Origin of the sequence: Microbulbifer taiwanensis (genome assembly GCF_014904815.1) — a bacterium.
Lineage (GTDB): Bacteria > Pseudomonadota > Gammaproteobacteria > Pseudomonadales > Cellvibrionaceae > Microbulbifer > Microbulbifer taiwanensis.
Genome location: NZ_JACZFR010000017.1, coordinates 29,812 through 50,822 on the forward strand (window position 1 = coordinate 29,812; position 21,011 = coordinate 50,822).

The 21,011-nt window shown below is 60.8% G+C and carries 16 protein-coding genes; 10 read left to right on the forward strand and 6 right to left on the reverse strand.

Translation table 11 applies throughout. The annotated features are described in order from the left end of the window. Positions 1-140: 140 nt before the first annotated feature. The gene (locus IG627_RS06275) at positions 141-3,173 is read right to left on the reverse strand and encodes an EAL domain-containing protein (protein ID WP_193191189.1); all 3,033 of its coding nucleotides are present in this window, start codon (positions 3,171-3,173) and stop codon (positions 141-143) included. Between the two features lie 113 nt (positions 3,174-3,286). Next, positions 3,287-5,329, reverse strand: coding sequence for an ATP-binding protein (locus IG627_RS06280; protein ID WP_193191191.1), 2,043 nt, complete (start codon positions 5,327-5,329; stop codon positions 3,287-3,289). Between the two features lie 580 nt (positions 5,330-5,909). Here IG627_RS06280 and IG627_RS06285 point away from each other — a divergent pair. Further along, entirely contained in the window at positions 5,910-7,073 is a 1,164-nt protein-coding gene (locus IG627_RS06285; protein ID WP_193191193.1) for an acyl-CoA desaturase, read from the forward strand. Between the two features lie 86 nt (positions 7,074-7,159). On the opposite strand, the gene IG627_RS06290 is transcribed toward IG627_RS06285, so the two are convergent. From IG627_RS06290 to IG627_RS06300, 3 genes are read right to left on the reverse strand one after another with little or no spacing between them, the layout of a single operon-like run. After that, positions 7,160-8,158, reverse strand: coding sequence for an alpha-L-glutamate ligase-like protein (locus IG627_RS06290; protein WP_193191195.1), 999 nt, complete (start codon positions 8,156-8,158; stop codon positions 7,160-7,162). A gap of 12 nt (positions 8,159-8,170) precedes the next feature. After that, complete coding sequence (locus tag IG627_RS06295) at positions 8,171-9,703, reverse strand: UUP1 family membrane protein (protein ID WP_193191197.1); 1,533 nt, start codon at positions 9,701-9,703, stop codon at positions 8,171-8,173. A 56-nt stretch (positions 9,704-9,759) separates the two neighbouring features. Then, positions 9,760-10,428: an ATP-dependent zinc protease family protein gene (locus IG627_RS06300; RefSeq protein WP_319024511.1), complete on the reverse strand. Its 669-nt coding sequence runs from the start codon at positions 10,426-10,428 to the stop codon at positions 9,760-9,762. 524 nt (positions 10,429-10,952) lie between these two features. Between IG627_RS06300 and IG627_RS06305 the strand changes: the two genes are divergently transcribed. From IG627_RS06305 to IG627_RS06345, 9 genes are all read left to right on the forward strand, one after another. After that, positions 10,953-12,617: a thiamine pyrophosphate-binding protein gene (locus IG627_RS06305; RefSeq protein ID WP_193191202.1), complete on the forward strand. Its 1,665-nt coding sequence runs from the start codon at positions 10,953-10,955 to the stop codon at positions 12,615-12,617. A gap of 10 nt (positions 12,618-12,627) precedes the next feature. Then, positions 12,628-13,416: an SDR family oxidoreductase gene (locus IG627_RS06310; RefSeq protein ID WP_193191204.1), complete on the forward strand. Its 789-nt coding sequence runs from the start codon at positions 12,628-12,630 to the stop codon at positions 13,414-13,416. After that, positions 13,416-14,870 carry an aldehyde dehydrogenase gene (locus tag IG627_RS06315; protein ID WP_193191207.1) on the forward strand — a complete coding sequence of 485 codons (1,455 nt, stop codon included), beginning with the start codon at positions 13,416-13,418 and terminating at the stop codon, positions 14,868-14,870. Before IG627_RS06310 ends, IG627_RS06315 begins: the two co-directional genes overlap by 1 nt. Before the next feature lie 106 nt (positions 14,871-14,976). Continuing rightward, positions 14,977-15,393, forward strand: a complete 417-nt coding sequence (locus IG627_RS06320) for a RidA family protein (RefSeq protein WP_193191210.1) — start codon at positions 14,977-14,979, stop codon at positions 15,391-15,393. A gap of 14 nt (positions 15,394-15,407) precedes the next feature. Next, positions 15,408-15,956, forward strand: a complete 549-nt coding sequence (locus IG627_RS06325; protein ID WP_193191212.1) for a 3-hydroxyanthranilate 3,4-dioxygenase — start codon at positions 15,408-15,410, stop codon at positions 15,954-15,956. Beyond that, a complete protein-coding gene (locus tag IG627_RS06330) occupies positions 15,950-16,969 on the forward strand; it encodes an amidohydrolase family protein (RefSeq protein WP_226864785.1) in 1,020 nt (339 codons plus the stop codon). The genes IG627_RS06325 and IG627_RS06330 overlap by 7 nt, the downstream gene beginning before the upstream one ends. A 17-nt stretch (positions 16,970-16,986) precedes the next feature. Beyond that, on the forward strand, positions 16,987-17,826 hold the full coding sequence (locus tag IG627_RS06335; RefSeq protein WP_193191215.1) for a cyclase family protein: 840 nt from the start codon (positions 16,987-16,989) through the stop codon (positions 17,824-17,826). An 8-nt stretch (positions 17,827-17,834) separates the two neighbouring features. After that, the gene (gene kynU, locus IG627_RS06340) at positions 17,835-19,115 is read left to right on the forward strand and encodes a kynureninase (RefSeq protein ID WP_193191217.1); all 1,281 of its coding nucleotides are present in this window, start codon (positions 17,835-17,837) and stop codon (positions 19,113-19,115) included. Positions 19,116-19,204: 89 nt separating this feature from the next. Further along, positions 19,205-20,584, forward strand: a complete 1,380-nt coding sequence (locus IG627_RS06345; protein WP_193191219.1) for an FAD-dependent oxidoreductase — start codon at positions 19,205-19,207, stop codon at positions 20,582-20,584. Between the two features lie 4 nt (positions 20,585-20,588). On the opposite strand, the gene IG627_RS06350 is transcribed toward IG627_RS06345, so the two are convergent. Further along, positions 20,589-20,915: a YqcC family protein gene (locus tag IG627_RS06350; RefSeq protein WP_193191221.1), complete on the reverse strand. Its 327-nt coding sequence runs from the start codon at positions 20,913-20,915 to the stop codon at positions 20,589-20,591. Between the last annotated feature and the right edge of the window lie 96 nt (positions 20,916-21,011).

Below are 21,011 nucleotides of genomic sequence, written 5' to 3' on the forward strand. Positions count from 1 at the left end.
GCGCCGACCAGTATAATGACCGCAATCCAAAAAGCATTGGGAGAAAATGGCTATTGGCTAAGGATTGGCAAAAACAAAACAATTCCGGCGCCAGGCGATTATTAGTCAAAAAGAGGGGAATAACAGCGGTACGATAGTCCTTATCCCAACAGCAGAATTTCGCTTTTACTCGAGATTTCTTCGGTACTTTCGCTTCCAGCCTGCAGGAGTTTTTCCAGCGGCTGCGGTCTCCCGATATGGTAACCCTGGATCAGATCCACACCGATGCTGCGCAGGCGCGCCGCCGTGGCAGCGTCCTCGACATACTCGGCAATGGTCTTGGCCCCCAACCGGTGCGCCACCTGGTGAATGGATTCGACGATGATCAGGTCGACAAAATTGGATTCCACCTGACGCACGAAGCTGCCGTCGATCTTGATGAAGTCTATGGAGAAAGCCTTCAGGTAATTGAATGAACTGAGACCATTGCCGAAATCGTCCAGCGCCACCTTGCAGCCCATCCTGCGCAGGGTTGCCACAAAGTGACTGGCGCTCTCCATCTGATTCACCATCGCCGTCTCGGTAATCTCAAAACTGATTCGCGACAGCGGAATGGAAACCTGCTCCAACACCTTGATCACGTGCGCCTGGAATTCGGAATCGCCGAGCGCTTCCGCGGAGAGGTTCAGGGAGAAACTGAACCCCGCCGCATAGATCTGCTCGGCACGGCGTATCAGCACTTCGTCCACCACCCAGCGATCCACCTGCAACATCAGGCCATAGCGCTCGGCCGCGGGGATAAAGGCGGCCGGAAGAATCAGCTTGCCGTAATCGTCAACCATGCGCACCAGCATTTCGTAGTGATTGACCTCACCGACATTGCAGGTGTCGGCGATCGGCTGCACGCATAGCGTCAGGCGGCTCTCGTCGAGCGCCTCCCGAATCGCCGAAGCCATAATGATTTCCCGGTGCTGTTCGGCGGCCGCACTCTGCTCCATCTCGTAAATCATCACGGTGCCGCGGCTGGCGTGCTTGGCCGAGTAACAGGCCACGTCTGCCTGGCTGAGCAGGTCACCGAGGCGGTCATTGCGCACACTTATCTCTGTAATCCCGATACTCGCACCCACATCGTAGACGCGCTCGTTCCACGGAAAACGCAGGGTTACTATCTGGCGAATCAATTGCTCGCAGCGAATCTTTGCCTGCTCCTTACTGCAATTGCGAAACAACAACCCGAATTCATCACCGCCGAGACGCGCCACGCTGTCGGAAGTGCGCAGCAGGGCACGCAGATACTTGCTGATTTTCTTCAGCAGTGCATCGCCGGCCAGGTGCCCGGCACTGTCATTGATGACCTTGAAGCGGTCGAGATCGATATAGGCCAGCGCGTGGTTCTCGTCATTCTCCCGCGCGCTTTCAATGGCCTGCAGCAACTCGCGCTTAAAGGCATCGCGATTGGGTAGACCGGTCAGGTCGTCGTGGGATGCCTTGTAACTCAGCTGCCGGATCAGCTGTCGCGACTCGCTCACATCCTGAAACACCATCACCGCACCCAGCATCTGGCTGCGATTCGTCTTCAGCGGCGATGCGGAATTCTTGATATCGTAAGTGCGCCCGTCGCGACTGTGGAGCACGGCGCCCTCGGTACCGCGCACCGCTTCGCCCAACTGTAGACACTCCGCCACGGGATTGGCCAGCGGCTTGCCCTCACGGCCCTGGGTAATGTGGAATATGGTATCCACTGGCTGGCCACTCGCCTGCTGCAGTGCGACTCCGGTCATCTGTTCCGCGACCGGATTCATGAAGTTCACGCGCTGATTGACATCGGTGGCAATGACCGCATCGGCGATCGACGACAGGGTCACCTGCAGCCGCTCCTTGGTTTCCAGCAGACTGGATTCGCTGCGCTTGCGCCAATCGACATCCTCAACCTGGACCAGGGAATAGAGCGGCTCCCCGTCGACACCCCGGGCCAGGCAGCAGGACAGAAAGCCCCAGACAACCTCCCCATCCTTGCGCATATAGCGATTTTCCAACTGCGGCGACTCGCGCTTGCCCTTTGTGAAGGCGAGCCACAGCGCCCGGCTGGCCGGGTGATCTTCAGCAAAGGTGATATCGAAAATGCTCTTGCCGATCAGCTCGCGCTCCTCGTAGCGCAGGAAATGGCAGAAGCTTTGGTTCGCTCGCAGGATAAATCCGTCCAGGGAGATCAGCAGCATCCCGATACGGGACTGCTCCACTGCTGCGCGGAAACTGCTCTCCATTTCCACGATGCGCGCATTGCGATTGCGCTCGACATTGGTGTAAACCGCCATGGCGTAGGCGGGTATTGCCGAAGCGAAAATCACCAGCATCAGGAGGCTCCCGGTCTGCTGCCCGGATACCGGGGCAATACTCGGATTGGCGTGCCCCTCGATGCCGATATATTTCAGTGCCAGCAGCAGAATAACGCTGAAAATCACAGCCAGAGTCTGGAACAGAGGCAGCCTGGTGGCCACCCAGATCAGCGGCAGGGCGACAAACACAAACGGCAGCAGTGCCACCTCGAGAATCAGGTAGATAGCAACTATGGCAACGGTTGTAATGATGAGCAGGCGACCGAGGAGGGCGCGATCCAGCAGTGCCTTGAAAGAATCCACAGTGCAATTCAGCACCAGGGGCAGCAGTACGAGAATTCCCGCCGCATCAGCCAGATACCAGGCGGGAAAAATCGCGGAGTATTCCAGCCCGGTGCGCACAACGGCGATTGCCGTGCCGATACTGGCGCTGGTCAAAGGTGGCAGGAGTGCGGTTATCAGTGTAAAACCGGCCCAGCGCTCGAGACTGTCAAAATAGCCCCCGGCCGGAAAGTAACGCTGCAACAACCAGGCCGCCAACAGGACTTCGGCAAGTCCCGCCAGGGTGTAGATCGCCGCCACCCCGCCCTCAAAGCCCATACTCAGGCCGGCCAGCACGTTGACGGCGAAAAAAGTACCGATAAGAACAGGCCAGTCCCGCAGGCGGTGCCTGTACAGAAATGCAATGGCAACGGCGTCGGCGAGCCAGATAACGGCACTGCCGCCGTTAAAACTGAGCAGCTGCTTACAGATCACCACGAAGACAGTGCTGAGTACTGCCAGGAGTAGCGCTGAGACCCAAAGACGTAAGCGGGATTCCCGCCCTTCCTGGCGGTAATCCGGGAGAAACACAGACATCCACTTCCTCGGTTTATTGGTATCGTTCCGTGAGTACTGCCTGATTATATTTGATCAGCCAACGACTGGCTCAAACGCAGCAAGTGTAGACGAGTACGAAATAATAGAAACCATTAATTTTGTGTAACCTTATCGCCAGGCCCAACGGATTCTGCGGTAGCGGGGGCACACTTCTGCAACACCTGGGACAACTGTACCAATTCAAATCCTTCTGGCAGGGCTGCGTCGCACTCCTCCCCACTGCACTCTCCAATCGCCACAAAGCGAATACATTCTGTCAGCGGATCCTCTTTCAGGATTTGCGCCATATCTGTCGCCGACATGCCCGGCACGGAGGAATCGAACAACACTACGTCAGGACACTGGGTACGGGCGGCAAAAATAGCCTCCACCGCGTCGGCGGCAACCAGGTGTTGGACCTGGGAAAAGCCACTCAGCATGGATTTCAGACGGTTGATAACTGTGGGGCGATTGTCCACCTGCAGCAGGCGGCACGGGGGAATTTCCACCGGCGCGCTCGGCCGCGCGGAGAGCTGCATCAACTCCACCGGTGCATCTATCAGGGGAAACTCGATCCAGAAAATGGATCCCTGGTCCTCGTGACTGTCAAAATCAATGCGCCCACCCATGGCCTCGGTCAACCGCTTGGCGATTGCCAGCCCCACGCCGGTGCCCTCTATCTGCCCCTTTTCCGCCCCCAGGCGATTGAAAGGCTCGAAGACCTCTGCGCGCTTTTCCTCGGGAATGCCCTTGCCGGTATCCAGGATGCTGAGGCGCAGCCAGCCCTCCGCCTGGGGGGCGAAATTGATCACCACGCGGCCGTTCTCGCGGTTGTATTTCACCGCATTGCCCGCCAGGTTCAGCACCACCTGTTTGAAGCGCACCGGGTCGGCGCAGATAAAGGCAGATTCCCAGCCCAGAGGCTCGAAGATAAGACTGACGCGGCGGGTTTCCGCCAGTGGCTCCAGCAGGCGGCGGCAATCCGCCACCAGTGCCGCCGGCTGCATCGGCTCCATCGACGGCGCCAGCCGGTGGCTGTCGATGCGTGCCAGCTCCAGCACGTCGCCCACCAGGTGCAGCAGGTGCTGCCCGGCGCGGCGGATCTCGCCCAGTCGCTGGCGCTGGTCCGGATTGAGGCTCTGGTCCAGCTCCACCATCTGGCTGTAACCGAGTATCGCATTCAGCGGCGTGCGCAATTCGTGACTGAGACTGAACAGCAGGTCGGTCCGGTTGGCATTTTCCTGCCGCAACTGCCGCAGTTCGCGTTCGGCGCGCGCCAGCGCCTCGCGATTGCCGGTGATATCCTGCAGGACACCGAGCACTCGCACGGGCTCGCCTTTACTATTGCGTTGCGCCTGACCGCGGCAGCGCACCCAGACAATTCCGCCGTCCCGGTGCCAGAGGCGGAATTCCACATCCAGCGGCAGCTGTTCGCGCACGTGATCCTTCATCGCCTGCTCGGCACTGGGGAAATCCTCCGGCAACATGCGCGACTTCCAGTGCGAGAGCGCGGTGCGCGCATCGCTGTCCACCGGGCTGTGCTCATAGCCCAGCATGGCCCAACAAGCGCTGTCCAGCACCACCTCGTCGGCGCGCAGATCCCACTCCCAGAGACCGTCACCCACCCCGGCCAGCGCCTGTAATGGACGCTCGCCCGGAAGGTTGGACAGGTAGCGCACCGACAGCGTCTCGGTATAGTCGGCGCAACTGCCGATCAGCAGGAACTCGCCCGGCTCGCCGCCGCAGTCGGCAGCATTCAGGGCTTTACCCCACAACCGCAACCAGTAAAGTTGCCCGACGCCGTCATAAGCGCGAAAGGCAATATCAAAGGAACCGCCCTGGTTACTGATGCGCCGGCGAAGCACCAGCAGCTTGTCGCGATCATCGGAGTGCACAAGATGCAGTTCGTCGCCGGTCCAGAGTCCGGCGAGGGCTTCCCGCCCATCTTTGGCAAAGGTCGACCAGAAGTCGCCCTGGACACTTTGGCGACCGGTGCGCGGATGCCATTCCCACAAGCCGCAATCCACATCCAGCAACAGGCTCTGCAGGTATGTCGCCCGCCGGGCCAGCTGCACCGGCTCGAGTGCGCTCAGCTCTTCGGTGGCAGCCAGCTGCAGTGGCAGCCCGCGCAATTCGGGGGTCGATGACTGGGACAAGGGCTTCACATTAATTTATGCATCTCATTCACTGGCTAAGTGAATCATTTATCACCAGCCGTGAAAAGAGCAGCGACGATCCCTGCCTAGAGCAAAGGGGAGCAACCCCGACCTGTATGGGCGAACCGGTTATAAGGGGCGGATAAAAAAAGGCCCCGCAATGCGGGGCCTGAATCAGCGATGATGAGAGAAAACGGGAAGTCACGAAGAAACAACATTTGCCATAACCCGTGATGGATTCCCGGAGCGCGGGCCTTGCGGCCCACAGCAGAGTAAACGCAACCCTTATGCCAACTTTCCAGAGGCCGCCAATTCCGGGCTAGATGCCCGCTGAAAAGAGAAAATCTCCCGGCGCACGAACCAACAGGGTTCCCGGAGCGTTACCGCTGCACCAAAAAAAGGCAAATGTGACCAGACTGCCTTCGCAGTTCCCAATCCCCGCCCGGCGGGGGTGCCCCACCCGACAGGATCGGTTAGCATCTGTCGAAAGTTGGCCGAAGAAAAAGTGACTCACCAGTCCTCATTTACAATGGGGATTCGCGAGCCAACCAACGCAGTAGCCTCTCACTAGGGTTGTACTATGAATCTAGCCTCCAAGGCCCCAGAACCTGCCAATCCACCGCGCCTGTGGGTTACCACCATCCTATTTTCCAGCACGGCGCTGGCGGCCCTGATTCTGGTGCCGCTGTACGGCGTGCTCTACGGCTACCACTGGTACCAGTGGCTGGCGTTCGCCGTCTACGGTGCCCTGTGCGGTTTTTCCATCACTGCCGGTTATCACCGCCTCTGGTCGCACCGCACCTATGAGGCGCACTGGTCCCTGCGCCTGCTGTTTGCCCTGTTCGGTGCCGCGGCGCTGCAGAACAGTGTACTGATCTGGTGCTCGGGCCACCGCCGCCACCACCGGCATGTGGACGACAACGATCACGACCCCTACTCCGCCAGACGCGGTTTCTGGTTCTCGCATATCGGCTGGATGCTGCGGGACTACCCCAGCGGCAAAGTCGATTTCGACAATGCCAAGGATCTTCAGCGCGACAAGATCGTCATGTGGCAGCACAACCACTATGTTCCCATCACCCTGGCGATGAACCTGGGCCTGCCGCTGGCACTGGGTCTGCTGACAGGCGACGTCATGGGCATGCTGCTGCTCGCCGGCGTGCTGCGCATCGTGGTCAACCACCACACGACTTTCTTTATCAACTCGCTGGCACACATCTGGGGCCGGCGACCCTACACCGACGAAAACAGCGCGCGCGACAACGACCTGCTGGCCTTTTTCACTTTCGGCGAGGGCTATCACAACTACCATCACATCTTCCAGACCGATTACCGCAATGGTATCCGCTGGTACCAGTGGGACCCGACCAAGTGGCTGATCAAAACTGCGAGCTGGCTCGGCCTGGCGCGCAACCTGAAAACGGTACCGGCGATGCGCATCCAGCGCGCCATGCTCACCATGCAGTTCAAGCGCGCGGAACAGAAACTGCAGCTATCCAATCACAAGGAGCGCTGGCGCCAGTTGCTGGAAAAGGAAGCGCAGGACTTCTCCGCGGCGTTGAACGAGTGGAAAGAATTGCAATCCCGCCGCTATGAGAACGCCCGCGAACGCCTGCTGGCCAAGTGGGAAACCGCGGCTATCCGTACGCGGGTGAAAGAACTGGAATACAGCCTGAAGATGCAGCGCAAGCGCCTGCAGATCATGATGGAACAGTTCCACCTGTGCCCGGTTACCGCCAGCTGAAACCGGCAACGGCATCCAGATACAAAAAGGGCGAACCATCGGGTTCGCCCTTTTTTGTATCTCTGGCCCTGGTTTAGAGAATGGCCCTAACTGCCGGCCGCGAACTCCTCCATCGAATAGCTGACCCGCTCCTCCACATTTTTCTCGAAGTGGGAGATATCCAGGCTCTCGATATGCCGCAAGCGAGTGGCCAGGCCTACGCCATTGGCGATCTGTATCGCCAGGCCGGGGCGGGCATTGGCTTCCAACAGTAGCGGGCCGCGTTTGCGGTCGAGCACTATGTCGCAGCCCAGGTACCCGAGGCCAGTCATCTCATAGCAGCTGGCCGCCAGCCGCACCAGGTCGCGCCAGCCGGGAACCTCCAGCTTGTCGAAGGGCATTTCCGTATCCGGGTGACGGTCGATACGCAACCCACTCTGCACCGCATGGCAACTCTTGCCGCTGGCCAGATCGACTCCCACTCCCACCGCACCCTGGTGCAGGTTGGCCTTGCCATCGGAGGAATGAGTGGAGCAGCGCAGCATGGCCATCACCGGGAAGCCGCGAAATACAATAACGCGGATATCCGGCACGCCCTCAAAGGAATACTTGTCAAACACCGGATCAAAATCCACCAGTGCCTCAATCATCACCCTGTCCGGCTTGCCGCCCAGGCTGTAGAGGCCGCTGTGAATATTGCTGACGTGACGCAGGATATCCATCGCCGTCACATGTGCACCCGAGGGCTTCAGGTAGTGATCCCCCTCGCGCCCGACGATCACCAGGATGCCCTTGCCACCGGAACCGCGCGCCGGTTTGATCACGAACTGCCACAGCGGTTCAATGACCTCCATAACGCGACGACGACTGGGCTGGGTCTCGAAGGCAGCAATCAGTTCCGGTACCGGGATGCCGGCGCGCTTGGCCGCGCGCTTGGTGTTGAGCTTGTCGTCGACGATCGGATATTTATCGCGGTCGTTGTAGCGCGCAATATAGTTTACGTTGCGCGCATTCATGCCCAGCACGCCAAAGCGTCTCAGGGTCAGTGGTGACACCAGGCCACCACGCAGCTTGGCGGCCAGCTTGTGCAGGGAAAAGCCGTTCATTCAGGGCCCCGCCTACTTCACCAGCTGGCGGAAGCGCATCAGCTCGCCGAGCCGGAATCCGGTGTAATTGCCGACGATCAGGATAAAGCCGAGCAGCACCAGCAGCAGCTCGGGGAAATTGAAAGTCCAGTGCTCGATATAGCGGTTGGTCATCACCCACCAGGCAATCACGGCCACCAACAGGCTGCCACCGGCCTGAACCACCACCTCATAGGGACCGTCCTCCTCCCACACGATGGACATGCGCTCGATGGTCCAGGCGAGAATGATCATCGGGAAAAAGGTCACCGTCAGCGCCTGCTCAATGCCCAGCTTGTAACTGACCACACTGATGGCGCCCATCAATATCACCACCGTGACCACCACGGCGGCGATCCTCGCCACCAATAGCAGATTGAGGCGGCTCAAGTAGAAGCGCACCCACAGGCCGAGAATCAGGATCAGGATAAAAATGCTCAGGCCGGTCAGCAGCCGTGTCTCGATAAATGCTATCGCCAGCAATACTGGCATAAAGGTGCCGGAGGTGCGCAGGCCGACAAAGACACGCAGCAGCACCACCACCAGGGCCCCCACCGGCACCAGCAGGATCAGTTTGAAGATACTCTGCTGTTCGATCGGCAGGCTGTAGATGGAGAAGTCCACCAGCGCCTCTTTTTCCTTGCTGGTGCTGAGCATGGACACGTCCCGCGCCGGCACATCGTTGGAGATGACGGAGAAGGTCACCTGGGAGTTGCGCCCACCCTCCACATCCAGCAGGCTCTTGCCACCGCGCTGCCAGATGAAAAAGTTCTTCGGCACACCCGGCGAACCGGTGGTGGGCTCGAACACCACCCAGCGCTTGCCGTCGTAAACTTCCAACAGGTCTTCCGGGGCCAGTCTGCGGCGGTCATCTTCCAGGTAGAGGCCGCGGATGCGGTGCGCAGGAATATCCGCCGCCGCCAGCACCAGCAGCGCCACGTCCACCAGTGAGCGGTCCTTGTAATAGCCGAAAATCAGGTTGCGGTCCTGGTTACCGGTGTCGCCCAGGGCGGTGAGCAGCTGGGTGGTGAAAGTCTTGGTATCGGAGGATCGCTGGTGGGCGTAATCCACCAGCGAGTAGATGGCCAGGCGTACCGCCTCCTGCTCCCGCGCCTCGAGGAAAGGCTTCTGTACCTCGGTGCTCAGGTCCAGCGGCTGTTCCAGCGGTGCGCCCGGCGTCTGGTGCACATCCAACTGGTAAAACAGCGACTGGCTGCCCGAGGCGGAGCGGCGCGACCAGACAGCGCGGTACTCGTCGTCGTCGCGAATGATATTGAAGCCATAGCCGGAGGAGCTGAAGGTCTCCCCCAGAATTTCCATATTGCGTTGCTCGCGCGGCAGCGTCAGCGCTGCCTTCACCGGGCCGCCGTCGGCATTGAAACGCACCTTGGCCTCTATGGTCCATACGGTGCGGTACTCACCGGGCAACAGCGGGAAGCCCAGTTCGCGGTTCTTGTAGATGGTCAGGCCCACACCCATCAGTGCGAGCAGGGCTGCGAGAATATATACCTGAGCGCGTGGCGACATTCGCCTCCCCCAGTTCTACGGGCGCCGGATTGATCCGGGGCCGGGTAATTGTACGATTATTTGGTATTCGGCAGTTTCGGAGCGCCCTGGACATTGCGCCGGCTCACGTCGACGACTGCCGCATCCTTGAGGAAATTGCGCCCAATCAGCATCAGGTATTCCGAGCTACTGCGATCGGTCAGGTTGACCTCGACCATATGGGTCACGTCACCCACGGTCAGGCTCATCTCCACTACCGGGCGCCGCTGGCTGTCGAACCCGGGGCGCGACACGCGCACCTGTCGTTTGATCGGCAGTTCCAGGGTGAGGGGATCCTCGTTTTTGCTGCCGGGGAGCTCCAGCTTGAACCTTACCCAGTCCTTGCCGTCGCGCTCAAAGGGGGTCAGTTCCCGGGCGCTGAGTGAGGAGGTGGACGATCCGGTATCGATGACCGAGTCCAGGATCAGGCCGCCAGGTTCGACGGCAACGGTTTCCACGGCACCCAGTACCAGCTTGTCCTTGGCAACCGGCACTTCGACCACTTTTTCAAACCTTCGTTCGATTACCCGTTCCACCACTTTGACTTCCGGCTCGGCGCAGACGACTTCCACGGGTTCCGGGCACTGGGCACCCGCATCCGGGGTTTCGGTGGTGGCAACGGTATCTCCGGGCCCGGCGGGCGCAGGCGCCTTTTGCCAGGGGTAGTGCAGCGACTCACAGCCGACCAGCAGCTGGGACGCCAACACCAAGCATAAAAGGGGAAAAATCCGCATTCTTATTGACTACCTTAAGGCCTTCTCGGCCATCCCTGTGCGACTTTCGCAATCTGGCTGTCCGTGCCTTTTATATCGGAGAGTTCCGCCTCCGTTTTGCGCAAGGGCCGGATATTAACGCATAGGCCCCATCGCTGAACAGCGAATGCCCCGCGGTCATTGTGCGCCCGCATCGACATGGCGAGGCAAATGGACCGGTGCGACTGCGCTGAAGTATAGCCACAACGACTGAGATTCAATGCCGTTGGCGCCAGTGAACCCTCACTTACACGCAGCGTTACCCGGGGGCCTGCAAGCGCCCTCACTGCCATCCAGGCAGGTGCCCATAGCAGCGGGATTATCATTCGGACAGGCCCCGTGACCATTTGCAACATGATTTTCACAATCGGCACAGTCAAGTCGGGGAAGTTGCGGTCAGTAGATTCCATTTTGTATCCACCCCAGTGCACGGGTATAGTCGGATGAGACTGCTTTGTCGCCACAATAAGAATAAGACAATGATCGAGACTACCAAGCGGCCGCCCCTGAGCGGCGGCCAGATTCTCGTACAGTGCCTGCTCACCCAGGGCGTGGAGCGGGTTTTCTGCGTCCCCGGTGAAAGCTACCTGGCAGTACTGGACGCCTTTGTCGACGCTCCGGAAATACAGGTCGTCACCTGTCGCCAGGAGGGCGGTGCTGCCATGATGGCGGAGGCCGACGGCAAACTGGGCGGCATTGCGGGAGTCTGCTTCGTCACCCGCGGTCCCGGCGCCACCAATGCCAGTGCGGGCGTGCACGCCGCGCGCCAGGCATCGACACCCATGGTCCTGTTTATCGGCCAGGTCGGTCGCGATGCCCGCGACCGCGAAGCCTTCCAGGAAGTCGACTACCGGCAGATGTATGGCGGTATCGCCAAGTGGGTGGCCGAAGTCGATTGTGCCGAGCGCATGGTCGAATACGTGCAGCGCGCCTTCGCCGTGGCCGCAGCCGGCAGACCCGGCCCGGTGGTACTGGCCCTGCCGGAAGACATGCTGCGCGAAACCGCGCCCTCTCCCCGGTTCAATTTCCGGCTCCACTCCGCCGGCCCGGCCCCTGACCAAGCCGATATCGACCAGCTCAACCACTTGCTGGCCGAGTCTCGCAGGCCGCTGGTGATCTGTGGCGAAGCGCCCTGGTCCGGCGCCCGCGCCCCGCTGCACGCCTGGTGCGAACGCCGGCAGCTGCCGGTCGCGGCGGCATTCCGCTGCCAGGACAATTTCGACAATGACAATCCGCTGTATGTCGGCGATATCGGGCTCGGCATCAACCCGGCCCTGCGCCGGCGCGTCGAGAGCGCTGACCTGGTGATTGTGCTCGGTGGCCGCTTCAGTGAAATCGTCACCCAGAACTACTGCATCCTGCAGCCGGCTGCGACGCAGAAAATCATCTATGCGCACCCCTCCGCGGACGAACTGGCCAGCGCCCCCAACGCTGCACTGGCGATCAATGCCAGCATGAAAAAACTGCTCGTGGCCCTGGCCGGCGAAAATGCCGGCGAGACTCCCCCTGACCGGAGTGAGTGGATACAGAGTGGCCGCAACGATTACGAGCAGTGGAGCAGACCCTCTCCCCTTCCCGGCGCCCTGCAATACGGCCAAATAGTGACCTGGCTGCGCAGCCAGCTGCCAGACGACGCCATAATCTGCAATGGTGCCGGCAACTACGCCATCTGGGTGCACCGTTTCTTTCGCTACAGGCGCGCAAACACCCAGCTGGCGCCGATCAGCGGCTCCATGGGCTACGGCCTCCCCGCCGCCATCGCGGCCAAATTGCGCTATCCAGAGCGACAGGTCATCTGTTTTGCCGGTGACGGCTGCCTGCAGATGACACTGCAGGAGCTGGCCACGGCGCGCCAGTACAGTGCCAATATTCTGGTCCTGGTCGTCAACAACCGCAGCCTCGGCACCATCCGCATGCACCAGGAGCGCAACTATCCCGGCCGCACCAGTGCCACCGACCTGCAGAACCCGGACTTCGTCGCCCTGGCGCGGGCCTACGGCTATCACGCCGAATCCGTCGCCGAAACGGAACACTTCGCCCCGGCCTACGCCGCGGCGGTAAACGCCGGCAAACCGGCACTGCTGGAACTGCAGCTGCCGCTGGAGGCGCTGACACCCAACCTTAAACTGTCGGACTTACACTAGGGAATAAACGATGGACCTGAACTTACTCGGCAAACGCGCCCTGGTCTGCGGTTCCAGCCAGGGGATCGGCAGGGCCTGCGCGGAACAGCTGGCGGATCTTGGCGCGTCGGTGGTGCTGTTCTCCCGCGACCGGGAAAAGCTCGACAAGGTCAGGGAGCAACTGAATACCTCCGCCGGACAGACGCACACTGTTCTGCTGGCAGACTTCGCCCAGCCGGCGCAGGTGAAGACATCGGTGGAGAGACTGCTGGCGGAATCCGGCCCCTGTGAAATACTAGTCAACAATACCGGCGGCCCCGCCCCCGGGCCGGCGCACAGTGCCGATCCCCAGGCTTTTGTCGACGCCTTCAACCTGCATCTGGTCTCCAATCAGACCCTGGTGCAGGCGCTGCTGCCGGGCATGCAGAAGGCCGCCTACGGCCGCGTGATCAATATTATCTCCACCTCGGTCAAGCAGCCGCTGCAGGGGCTGGGTGTCTCCAATACGGTGCGCGGCGCCGTCGCCAGCTGGGCCAAGACACTGGCCAGCGAGCTCGGCCAGTTCAATATCACCGTCAACAATGTACTGCCCGGCGCGACCAACACGGTGCGCCTGGAGGCCATCCTCGAAAACAAAATGAAAAAACTGGATAAGAGTCGCGCGGAAATCGAGGCGATGGAAAAAGCCAGTATTCCGCTGCGCCGCTTCGGCGAGGCGGCGGAAATCGCCAGCGCGGTGGCCTTCCTCGCCTCGCCGGCGGCCTCCTATATCAACGGTATCAACCTGCCAGTGGACGGCGGCCGGACCGGGTGCCTGTGATGGACCTTATCGGCAACTATATCGGCGGCGAAGTGGTAATGCCGGCGGCGGATGCACGGCTGCTGGACAATGTGGAACCGGCCACCGGAAGGGTTTACGGACAACTGGTGGATTCCACCGAGACCGACCTGGAGGCCGCCGTCGCCGCCGCCGAAACCGCCCTGCCCCACTGGCGCGCCATGGATATAGAAACCCGGGCCGGCTACCTGGAGCGGATCGCCGAACTGATCGAGGACAAACTCGACGCACTGGCCGCGGCCGAGTCCCGCGACAACGGCAAGCCGCTGGCCCTGGCGCGCGGCGTCGACATTCCCCGCGCCGCGGCCAACTTCCGCTTTTTCGCCCGCGCCATCACCCAGTTCGCATCGGAATCCCACGCCATGGGCGAGCGCGCGATCAACTACACACTGCGATCGCCGCTCGGTATCGTCGGCTGTATCTCGCCGTGGAATCTGCCCCTGTACCTGTTTACCTGGAAGATTGCGCCGGCGCTGGCGGCGGGCAACTGCGTCATCGCTAAACCGTCGGAAGTCACGCCGAAGACCGCCGCCATGCTGGCGGAGATCTGTCGCAGCGCCGCCCTGCCCGCCGGCGTGCTGAATATATTGCACGGCCGCGGCGACGGCATCGGCAGCGCCCTGGTCGCACACCCGAAAATCAAGGCCATCTCCTTTACCGGCGGCACCGCCACCGGAAGCAAAATCGCCGCCGAAGCCGCACCGCATTTCAAGAAGCTGTCCCTGGAACTGGGTGGCAAGAACCCCACCCTGGTTTTTGCCGACTGCGACTGGGAGAAAACCCTCGACGGCGTGCTGCGCGCCGCCTTCGCCAATCAGGGCCAGATCTGCCTGTGTGGTTCGCGTATCTATGTGGAGTCCTCCATCTACCAGGATTTCAAGACCGCGCTGCTGGAGCGGCTGGCGCGACTCAAAGTGGGCGACCCGCAGACAGACGTCGATCAGGGCGCACTGGTCTCCGGCGCACATATGGAAAAGGTACTGAATGCGATCGCGCAAGCCGAGAAGGAAGGCGGACAGATACTGTGCGGCGGCGAGCGCCTGCAGATAGAGGGCCGCTGCCGCGACGGCTACTTCGTCGCACCGGCGCTGATCGAAGGGCTGCCAATAGACTGCCGGACCAACCAGCAGGAAATCTTCGGCCCCGTGGCCACGATACAGCCGTTTTCCAGCGAAGAGGAAGCCCTGCAACTCGCCAACGGCACCGGCTACGGCCTGGCCGCCTCCGTCTGGTCGCAGAACCTGAACCGCTGCCACCGCCTCGCCGCACAGCTGGATTTCGGCATTGTGTGGATCAACTGCTGGATGCAGCGGGACCTGCGCACGCCCTTCGGCGGCATGAAGAACTCCGGTGTCGGCCGCGAGGGCGGCTGGGAGGCGCTGCGCTTTTTTACCGAGGCGAAGAATGTGTGTATCGATTACGGTGAATGTAACTAGTCGCCCCCTCCCCGAGACGGGTGAAAGAATACTTTAGCCAGATGTGAAGGCCCTCCTTACCGGCACCTGAGGGGCAGCGGTTGCCACTGAACAAAAAGGAAGATCAATGAACGACGCGATTCACTCGAGCAAAGCACCGGAACCCGTGGGCCTCTACCCGCACGCGCGCCGTGTCGGCAACCTGCTGTTCCTGTCCGGTGTCGGCCCGCGCCAGCGCGGCAGCAGGGATATTCCGGGGGTCACCCTGAATGCACAGGGCGAAATCGTCGACTACGACATCGCCACCCAGTGTCGCTCGGTGTTCGACAACGTCAGGAATATTCTCGAGGAGTGTGGATCTAGCTGGGAGCGCCTCGTAGACGTCACCGTTTTCCTGACCAATATGAAGGCGGACTTCAAAACCTACAACGCCATTTACGCCGACTACTTTCGCGATAACCAGCCGGCCAGAACAACCGTGGAAGTGCTGTCGCTGCCGACTCCCATCGCCATAGAACTCAAGTGCATCGCAACCATCGACTAGAGAGGGCTGCTCCCATGACCCAGATAATGCCGCCGATCAATTTCCACAAGTGGATCGAAGAGCACCGGGAATTCCTCAAGCCGCCGGTGTGCAACAAGCTGGTATTCGAGGAGCAGGGTTTTTTCGTCATGGTCGTGGGCGGCCCCAATACCCGCAAGGACTACCACGTGGACGAAGGACCGGAACTCTTTTACCAGATAGAGGGGGACATGCTGCTGAAAACCATCCAGCAGGGCGAGGTGGTGGATATTCCCATCCGCGAGGGAGAGATGTTCCTGCTGCCGCCTCGAGTGCCCCACTCGCCGCAGCGCTTTGCCGACACCGTCGGTCTCGTTGTCGAACGCCGGCGCACCGAGGAGGAACTGGACGGACTGCAGTGGTACTGCGACCAGTGCAACCACCTGCTGTACGAGGAATTCTTCAGGCTGCGCAATATTGAAAAAGATTTCCCGCCGGTGTTTGACCGCTTCTTCGGCACCGAGGAAAACCGTCGCTGTGAGGCCTGCGGCCACCTGATGCCGCTGCCGGGACAAAAAACGGCAAGCAAGAGCGAAACATGCTGACCATCGATATCCACACCCACATACTCCCGCAAACCTGGCCGGATCTGAAGGAGCGCTACGGCTACGGGGGCTTTATTCACCTGGATCACCATAAGTGCGGCTGCGCGCGCATGATGCAGGGAGACAAATTCTTCCGCGAAGTGGAAAGCAATTGCTGGGATCCGCAGGTGCGCCTGCGGGAGTGCGACGGCCACGGCGTGCACGTCCAGGTGCTGTCCACAGTGCCGGTCATGTTCAGCTACTGGGCCAAACCGGAGCACGCCCTCGACCTGTCCAAACTGCTGAACGACCATATCGCCGGCGTGGTCGCGGAGCAGCCGCGGCGCTTCGTCGGCCTCGGCACACTGCCGATGCAGGCACCGGAACTGGCCGTGCGGGAACTGGAGCGCTGTGTCAAAGAGCTGGGCCTCGCCGGGGTACAGATAGGCTCTCACGTCAACGGCTGGAACCTCTGCGACGAAAACCTGCATCCGGTCTGGGCCGCCGCCGAGTCACTCGGCGCGGCCATATTCGTGCACCCCTGGGAGATGATGGGCAGCGAACAGCTACCCAAGTACTGGCTGCCCTGGCTGGTGGGTATGCCGGCGGAAACCTCACGCGCCATCTGCTCGATGATATTCGGCGGTGTACTGCAAAAATTCCCCAAACTGCGCGTCGCCTTTGCCCACGGCGGTGGCGCCTTCCCCAGTACCATCGGCCGCATAGAGCACGGCTTCCAGGTACGCCCGGACCTGTGTGCAGTAGACAACGGCCACAGCCCGCGCAGCTACCTCGACAAGATCTATTTCGACTCACTGGTACACGACCCGCAGATGCTGAACTATCTCATTGAGCTGGCGGGCCCCGATCGCATCGCCCTGGGCAGCGACTACCCCTTCCCGCTCGGCGAGCTGGAGCCGGGCAGTTTGATCAAGTCCATGGCGGTGGGCGACGAGCTAAAAGCCCGCCTGCTGCACGGTACCGCATTGGAGTGGTTGGGTCTGGAGCGGAGCCAATTCCCGCACACACAATGACCGCCGGAGGTCGCCAGATGGAACTTACACTGACGTTGAATGGCTGTACCTATAAGACCGATACCGAAAAGGCACTGAGCCTCGCCATACCGCTGGTTTTCGACGGCGCACAACCCAATCATTTCGGCGCTCCCATTGCCCACGCCGAAACCCTGGAAGCGGACGGCTTCGTCGGCGACACCCGCCGCGGCGGCAGCTGCAATGTTTCGCGCCTGACCCTGGTGCCCCACTGCAACGGCACCCATACCGAATCCGTCAGCCACATCGTCGACGAACTGCTGCCGGTGGGCGAAATTCTCTCCCCCCCGCTGCTTCCCTGCATCGTCGTCAGTGTCACACCGGAGACTCTGGCGAGCTGCAGCGAACACTACAAGCCCAACCCGGAAGGCCGCGACCTGGTGGTGAGCGGCAGGCGCCTCGCCGAGGCCCTGAGCCAGCAGCCGGCCGCAAACCACTGCGCGGCCATCGTTATCCGCACCCTGCCCAACAGCGAGGAGAAGTGCCGCCGCGCCTACGCCGAGGGTCAGCCGCCAGTGTTTTTCTCCAGCGAGGCCATGGAGCTGCTGCTGACTTTCGAGCACCTGCTGGTGGACTTCCCCAGCATCGACAAGATGTACGACGAGGGAGCGCTGGACAACCACCACAGTTTCTGGCGCATAGACGCGGGCAGCCACTCGCTCGGCGCACAGGCCAGAACCCAGTGCACTGTCACCGAAATGGTGTTTGTTCCGGACCATGTGCCCGACGGCCTCTATCTGCTCAACCTGCAGGTACCGGCTTTCCGCTCCGATGCCGCACCCACCCGGCTTAGTGCCACACTGAGTGGTTTGAACTCCGAAATTACTAGTAATAAGTGAGGAGCAGTATGCAGTTTGAATCAGGCATCGACTTCGCCAGAAAACTGGACGATATAGATCCACTGGCGCGATTCCAGCAGGAATTTTCCATTCCCACCCGCCCCGACGGTAGCCGCGAAATCTACCTTTGCGGCAACTCCCTCGGCCTGCAGCCCAAGCGCGCGCGCGACTATATCACCCAGGAACTGGACAAGTGGGCATCTCTCGGCGTCAAGGGTCATTTCGACTGCGATTTCCCGTGGATGCCCTACCACGAATTCCTGAGCGAATCCTCCGCGGCACTCGTCGGCGCACAGACCGATGAGGTGGTGGTCATGAACTCGCTGACCGTCAACCTGCACCTGATGATGGTGACCTTCTATCGGCCGACGAGAAAGCGCTACAAAATAGTGATCGAGGATCACGCCTTCCCGTCTGACCACTATGCGGTGGAAAGCCAGCTGCGCCACCACGGCGTAGATCCACAGGATGGACTGCTGCTGTTGAAACCCCGCGAAGGCGAGGAACTGTTGCGTATCGAGGATATCGCGGCGTTGATCGAGCGGGAGGGGGACTCCATCGCCCTGATGCTGCTACCCGGGGTGCAGTACTACACCGGGCAGTTACTTCCGATGGCAGAGCTGACCCAACTCGCCCGGGGGAAGGGCATCTGTGTCGGCTTCGATCTGGCCCACGCGGTGGGCAACATTCCCCTGCAGCTGCACGACTGGAATGTGGATTTCGCCTGCTGGTGTAGCTACAAATACCTGAATTCCGGCCCCGGTTCCGTGGCCGGCTGCTTCGTGCACCGCCGTCACGCACAGGATACCCAGCTGCCGCGCTTCGCCGGCTGGTGGGGACACGACAAGCAGACCCGCTTTCGCATGGAAAATCGCTTTCAAGCCATTCCCACTGCCGAGGGCTGGCAGCTTTCCAACCCGCCGATTCTTTCCCTGGCCGCCATTCGCGCGTCGCTGGATATTTTTACCGAGGCCGGCGGCATGGCCCCGCTGCGGGACAAGTCCGAGAAACTCACCGCCTATCTGCAGTTCCTGTTGAAGGCGGAGGTGGGCGAGTTTATTTCCATCATCACGCCGGAGGACCCGGAGCAGCGCGGCTGCCAGCTCTCCCTCTGCTGTGACGCCCGACACCTGAGCGGACGGGCGCTGTTCCAGCGGCTGGAGGAAAACGGTGTGACCTGCGATTGGCGCGAGCCGAACGTGATCCGGGTGGCGCCGGTGCCGCTGTACAACCGGTTCGAGGACGTGTATCGCTTCGTGGAGATACTGAAGACGGCGTGCAACGAATAGAAGTATCTAAAGTGCTCCGTCGCCAGTATGACGAATCTATGAATTCTGATTTAAATCAAAGTATCTGCAAGCAAGAGTAAGGCTTTCCCATGCAGGAGAAAATAATTATCGCCGGCGGCGGCCTGGTGGGCGCCATGGCGGCCAGCTTTCTCGCCCGGCGCGGATTCCGGGTGGAGATATACGAACAGCGACAGGATCTGCGCGCGCATGATATTGCGGCGGGGCGCTCCATCAATCTGGCGCTGGCCAATCGCGGCATCTATGCGCTGGAGAAGCTCGGCCTGATGGAGCGGGTGTCGCAGTTGCTGATTCCGATGCGCGGCCGAATGGTGCACGATATCGACGGCAGCTGTAACTTCCAGCCCTACGGACTGAAGTCCGAGGAAGTGATCTATTCCGTCTCCCGCGGCGCCCTGAACGGCCTACTGCTCGACGCCGCCGAGGCATCCGGAAAGGTCGAAATATTTTTCGAACGGGAGTTGCTGGATATCGACTTCAATGGGCGACGGGCCCGCTTCCTCGACCATTCCCGGGGTTGTGAAGATTCGGTTTCCTTCGACCGTTTGATCGGTGCCGACGGCGCCGGCTCCAAGGCGCGCGGCCTGCTGCTGGAGCAGGCAAGGAAAGAACTTTCCGGCGATGACGGCCGCGAGCAGATAGAGCCCCTGGACCATCAGTACAAGGAACTGGAGATACCCGCGGATGCGCGCGGCGGTTTCCAACTGGAAAGGGAGGCTCTGCATATCTGGCCCCGCGGCGGTTTTATGCTGATAGCGCTGCCCAACCTGGACGGCAGCTTTACCGTGACGCTGTTCCTGCCGGAAAAATCCAGTAGGCAACAGCCAGGTTTCGATGCACTGCAAACCGAAGCCGAAGTACAGGATTTCTTCCGGCAGTATTTCCCCGACGCCACCGCACTGATGCCATCACTGCTACAGGATTTTTTCGATAATCCCTGCGGTCACCTGGGCACCGTGCGCTGCGCGCCCTGGCACCTGGATGGCACCGCAATGCTGATCGGCGACGCAGCACATGCGATAGTGCCCTTCCATGGCCAGGGTATGAATTGCGGCTTCGAAGACTGTGTCGCGCTGGACGACTGTATCGGGCAGAGTGCGGGTGAATGGGAAAAGGCATTCCGGCAGTACAGCGAATCGCGCATCCCCAACGGCAATGCGATCGCCGATATGGCGCTGGAGAACTATATCGAGATGCGCAATTCGGTGCGCGATCCCCAGTTTCTTCTCAAGAAGGCCATCGGTTTCGAACTGGAAAAGCGCTTCCCCGGACGATTTACGCCCCGCTACGGCATGGTGATGTTTCACCGGTTGCCCTACGTGGAGGCGCAGCGCCGCGGTGAGGTCAATCGCAGGATTCTGGCCCAGCTGGCGGAAGGTAGGGATTCAGTGGAGCAGGTGGACTGGGACAGGGCACAACAACTGTTGGAAGAGCTGCTGCCATCCCAGTAGTGGGTCAGCCCCGCTGCAGCCGCTCGTCGATTTCCGTCAGCACTTTGAGCAGTTCCCCCGCCTGCGTCGCGCCACCGCGGAAAAACTCCTCGGCGATGGGCGCGATACCGCACTGTTGCGGCAGCGGCAGCTCCCGTTCGATCAGCTGGTGCATGCGCGGCAGGAACACGAACTGCAGCCACTGCGGCAGAGTCAGGGTATCGACACAGAAGGGCTCCGTACTCGCCAGCGCCTCAGGCGCGGGCGCCTCACTCTGCCACAGGTCCAGGCGGCGCATTTCCGCCTCCAGCTGCAGCAGCTGCCCGGCGACTTCTGAATAAATCAATTTCATAACAAATTAAAGCACTTATCTCGTAGGGTGCGCCGTGGCAGACAGCTGCTCCATGCGTTTTCTGCATGACCGCCATCCATGGCGGCCTCGCACCGG

Bases quoted from the DNA above. Each gene is read 5' to 3' on its own strand.
- IG627_RS06305 (WP_193191202.1), top strand. From the start codon at position 10,953: ATGATCGAGACTACCAAGCGGCCGCCCCTGAGCGGCGGCCAGATTCTC.
- IG627_RS06290 (WP_193191195.1), bottom strand. From the start codon at position 8,158: ATGAACGGCTTTTCCCTGCACAAGCTGGCCGCCAAGCTGCGTGGTGGC.
- IG627_RS06310 (WP_193191204.1), top strand. From the start codon at position 12,628: ATGGACCTGAACTTACTCGGCAAACGCGCCCTGGTCTGCGGTTCCAGC.
- IG627_RS06275 (WP_193191189.1), bottom strand. From the start codon at position 3,173: ATGTCTGTGTTTCTCCCGGATTACCGCCAGGAAGGGCGGGAATCCCGC.
- IG627_RS06345 (WP_193191219.1), top strand. From the start codon at position 19,205: ATGCAGGAGAAAATAATTATCGCCGGCGGCGGCCTGGTGGGCGCCATG.
- IG627_RS06285 (WP_193191193.1), top strand. From the start codon at position 5,910: ATGAATCTAGCCTCCAAGGCCCCAGAACCTGCCAATCCACCGCGCCTG.
- IG627_RS06320 (WP_193191210.1), top strand. From the start codon at position 14,977: ATGAACGACGCGATTCACTCGAGCAAAGCACCGGAACCCGTGGGCCTC.
- kynU (WP_193191217.1), top strand. From the start codon at position 17,835: ATGCAGTTTGAATCAGGCATCGACTTCGCCAGAAAACTGGACGATATA.
- IG627_RS06330 (WP_226864785.1), top strand. From the start codon at position 15,950: ATGCTGACCATCGATATCCACACCCACATACTCCCGCAAACCTGGCCG.
- IG627_RS06335 (WP_193191215.1), top strand. From the start codon at position 16,987: ATGGAACTTACACTGACGTTGAATGGCTGTACCTATAAGACCGATACC.
- IG627_RS06315 (WP_193191207.1), top strand. From the start codon at position 13,416: ATGGACCTTATCGGCAACTATATCGGCGGCGAAGTGGTAATGCCGGCG.
- IG627_RS06325 (WP_193191212.1), top strand. From the start codon at position 15,408: ATGACCCAGATAATGCCGCCGATCAATTTCCACAAGTGGATCGAAGAG.
- IG627_RS06350 (WP_193191221.1), bottom strand. From the start codon at position 20,915: ATGAAATTGATTTATTCAGAAGTCGCCGGGCAGCTGCTGCAGCTGGAG.
- IG627_RS06295 (WP_193191197.1), bottom strand. From the start codon at position 9,703: ATGTCGCCACGCGCTCAGGTATATATTCTCGCAGCCCTGCTCGCACTG.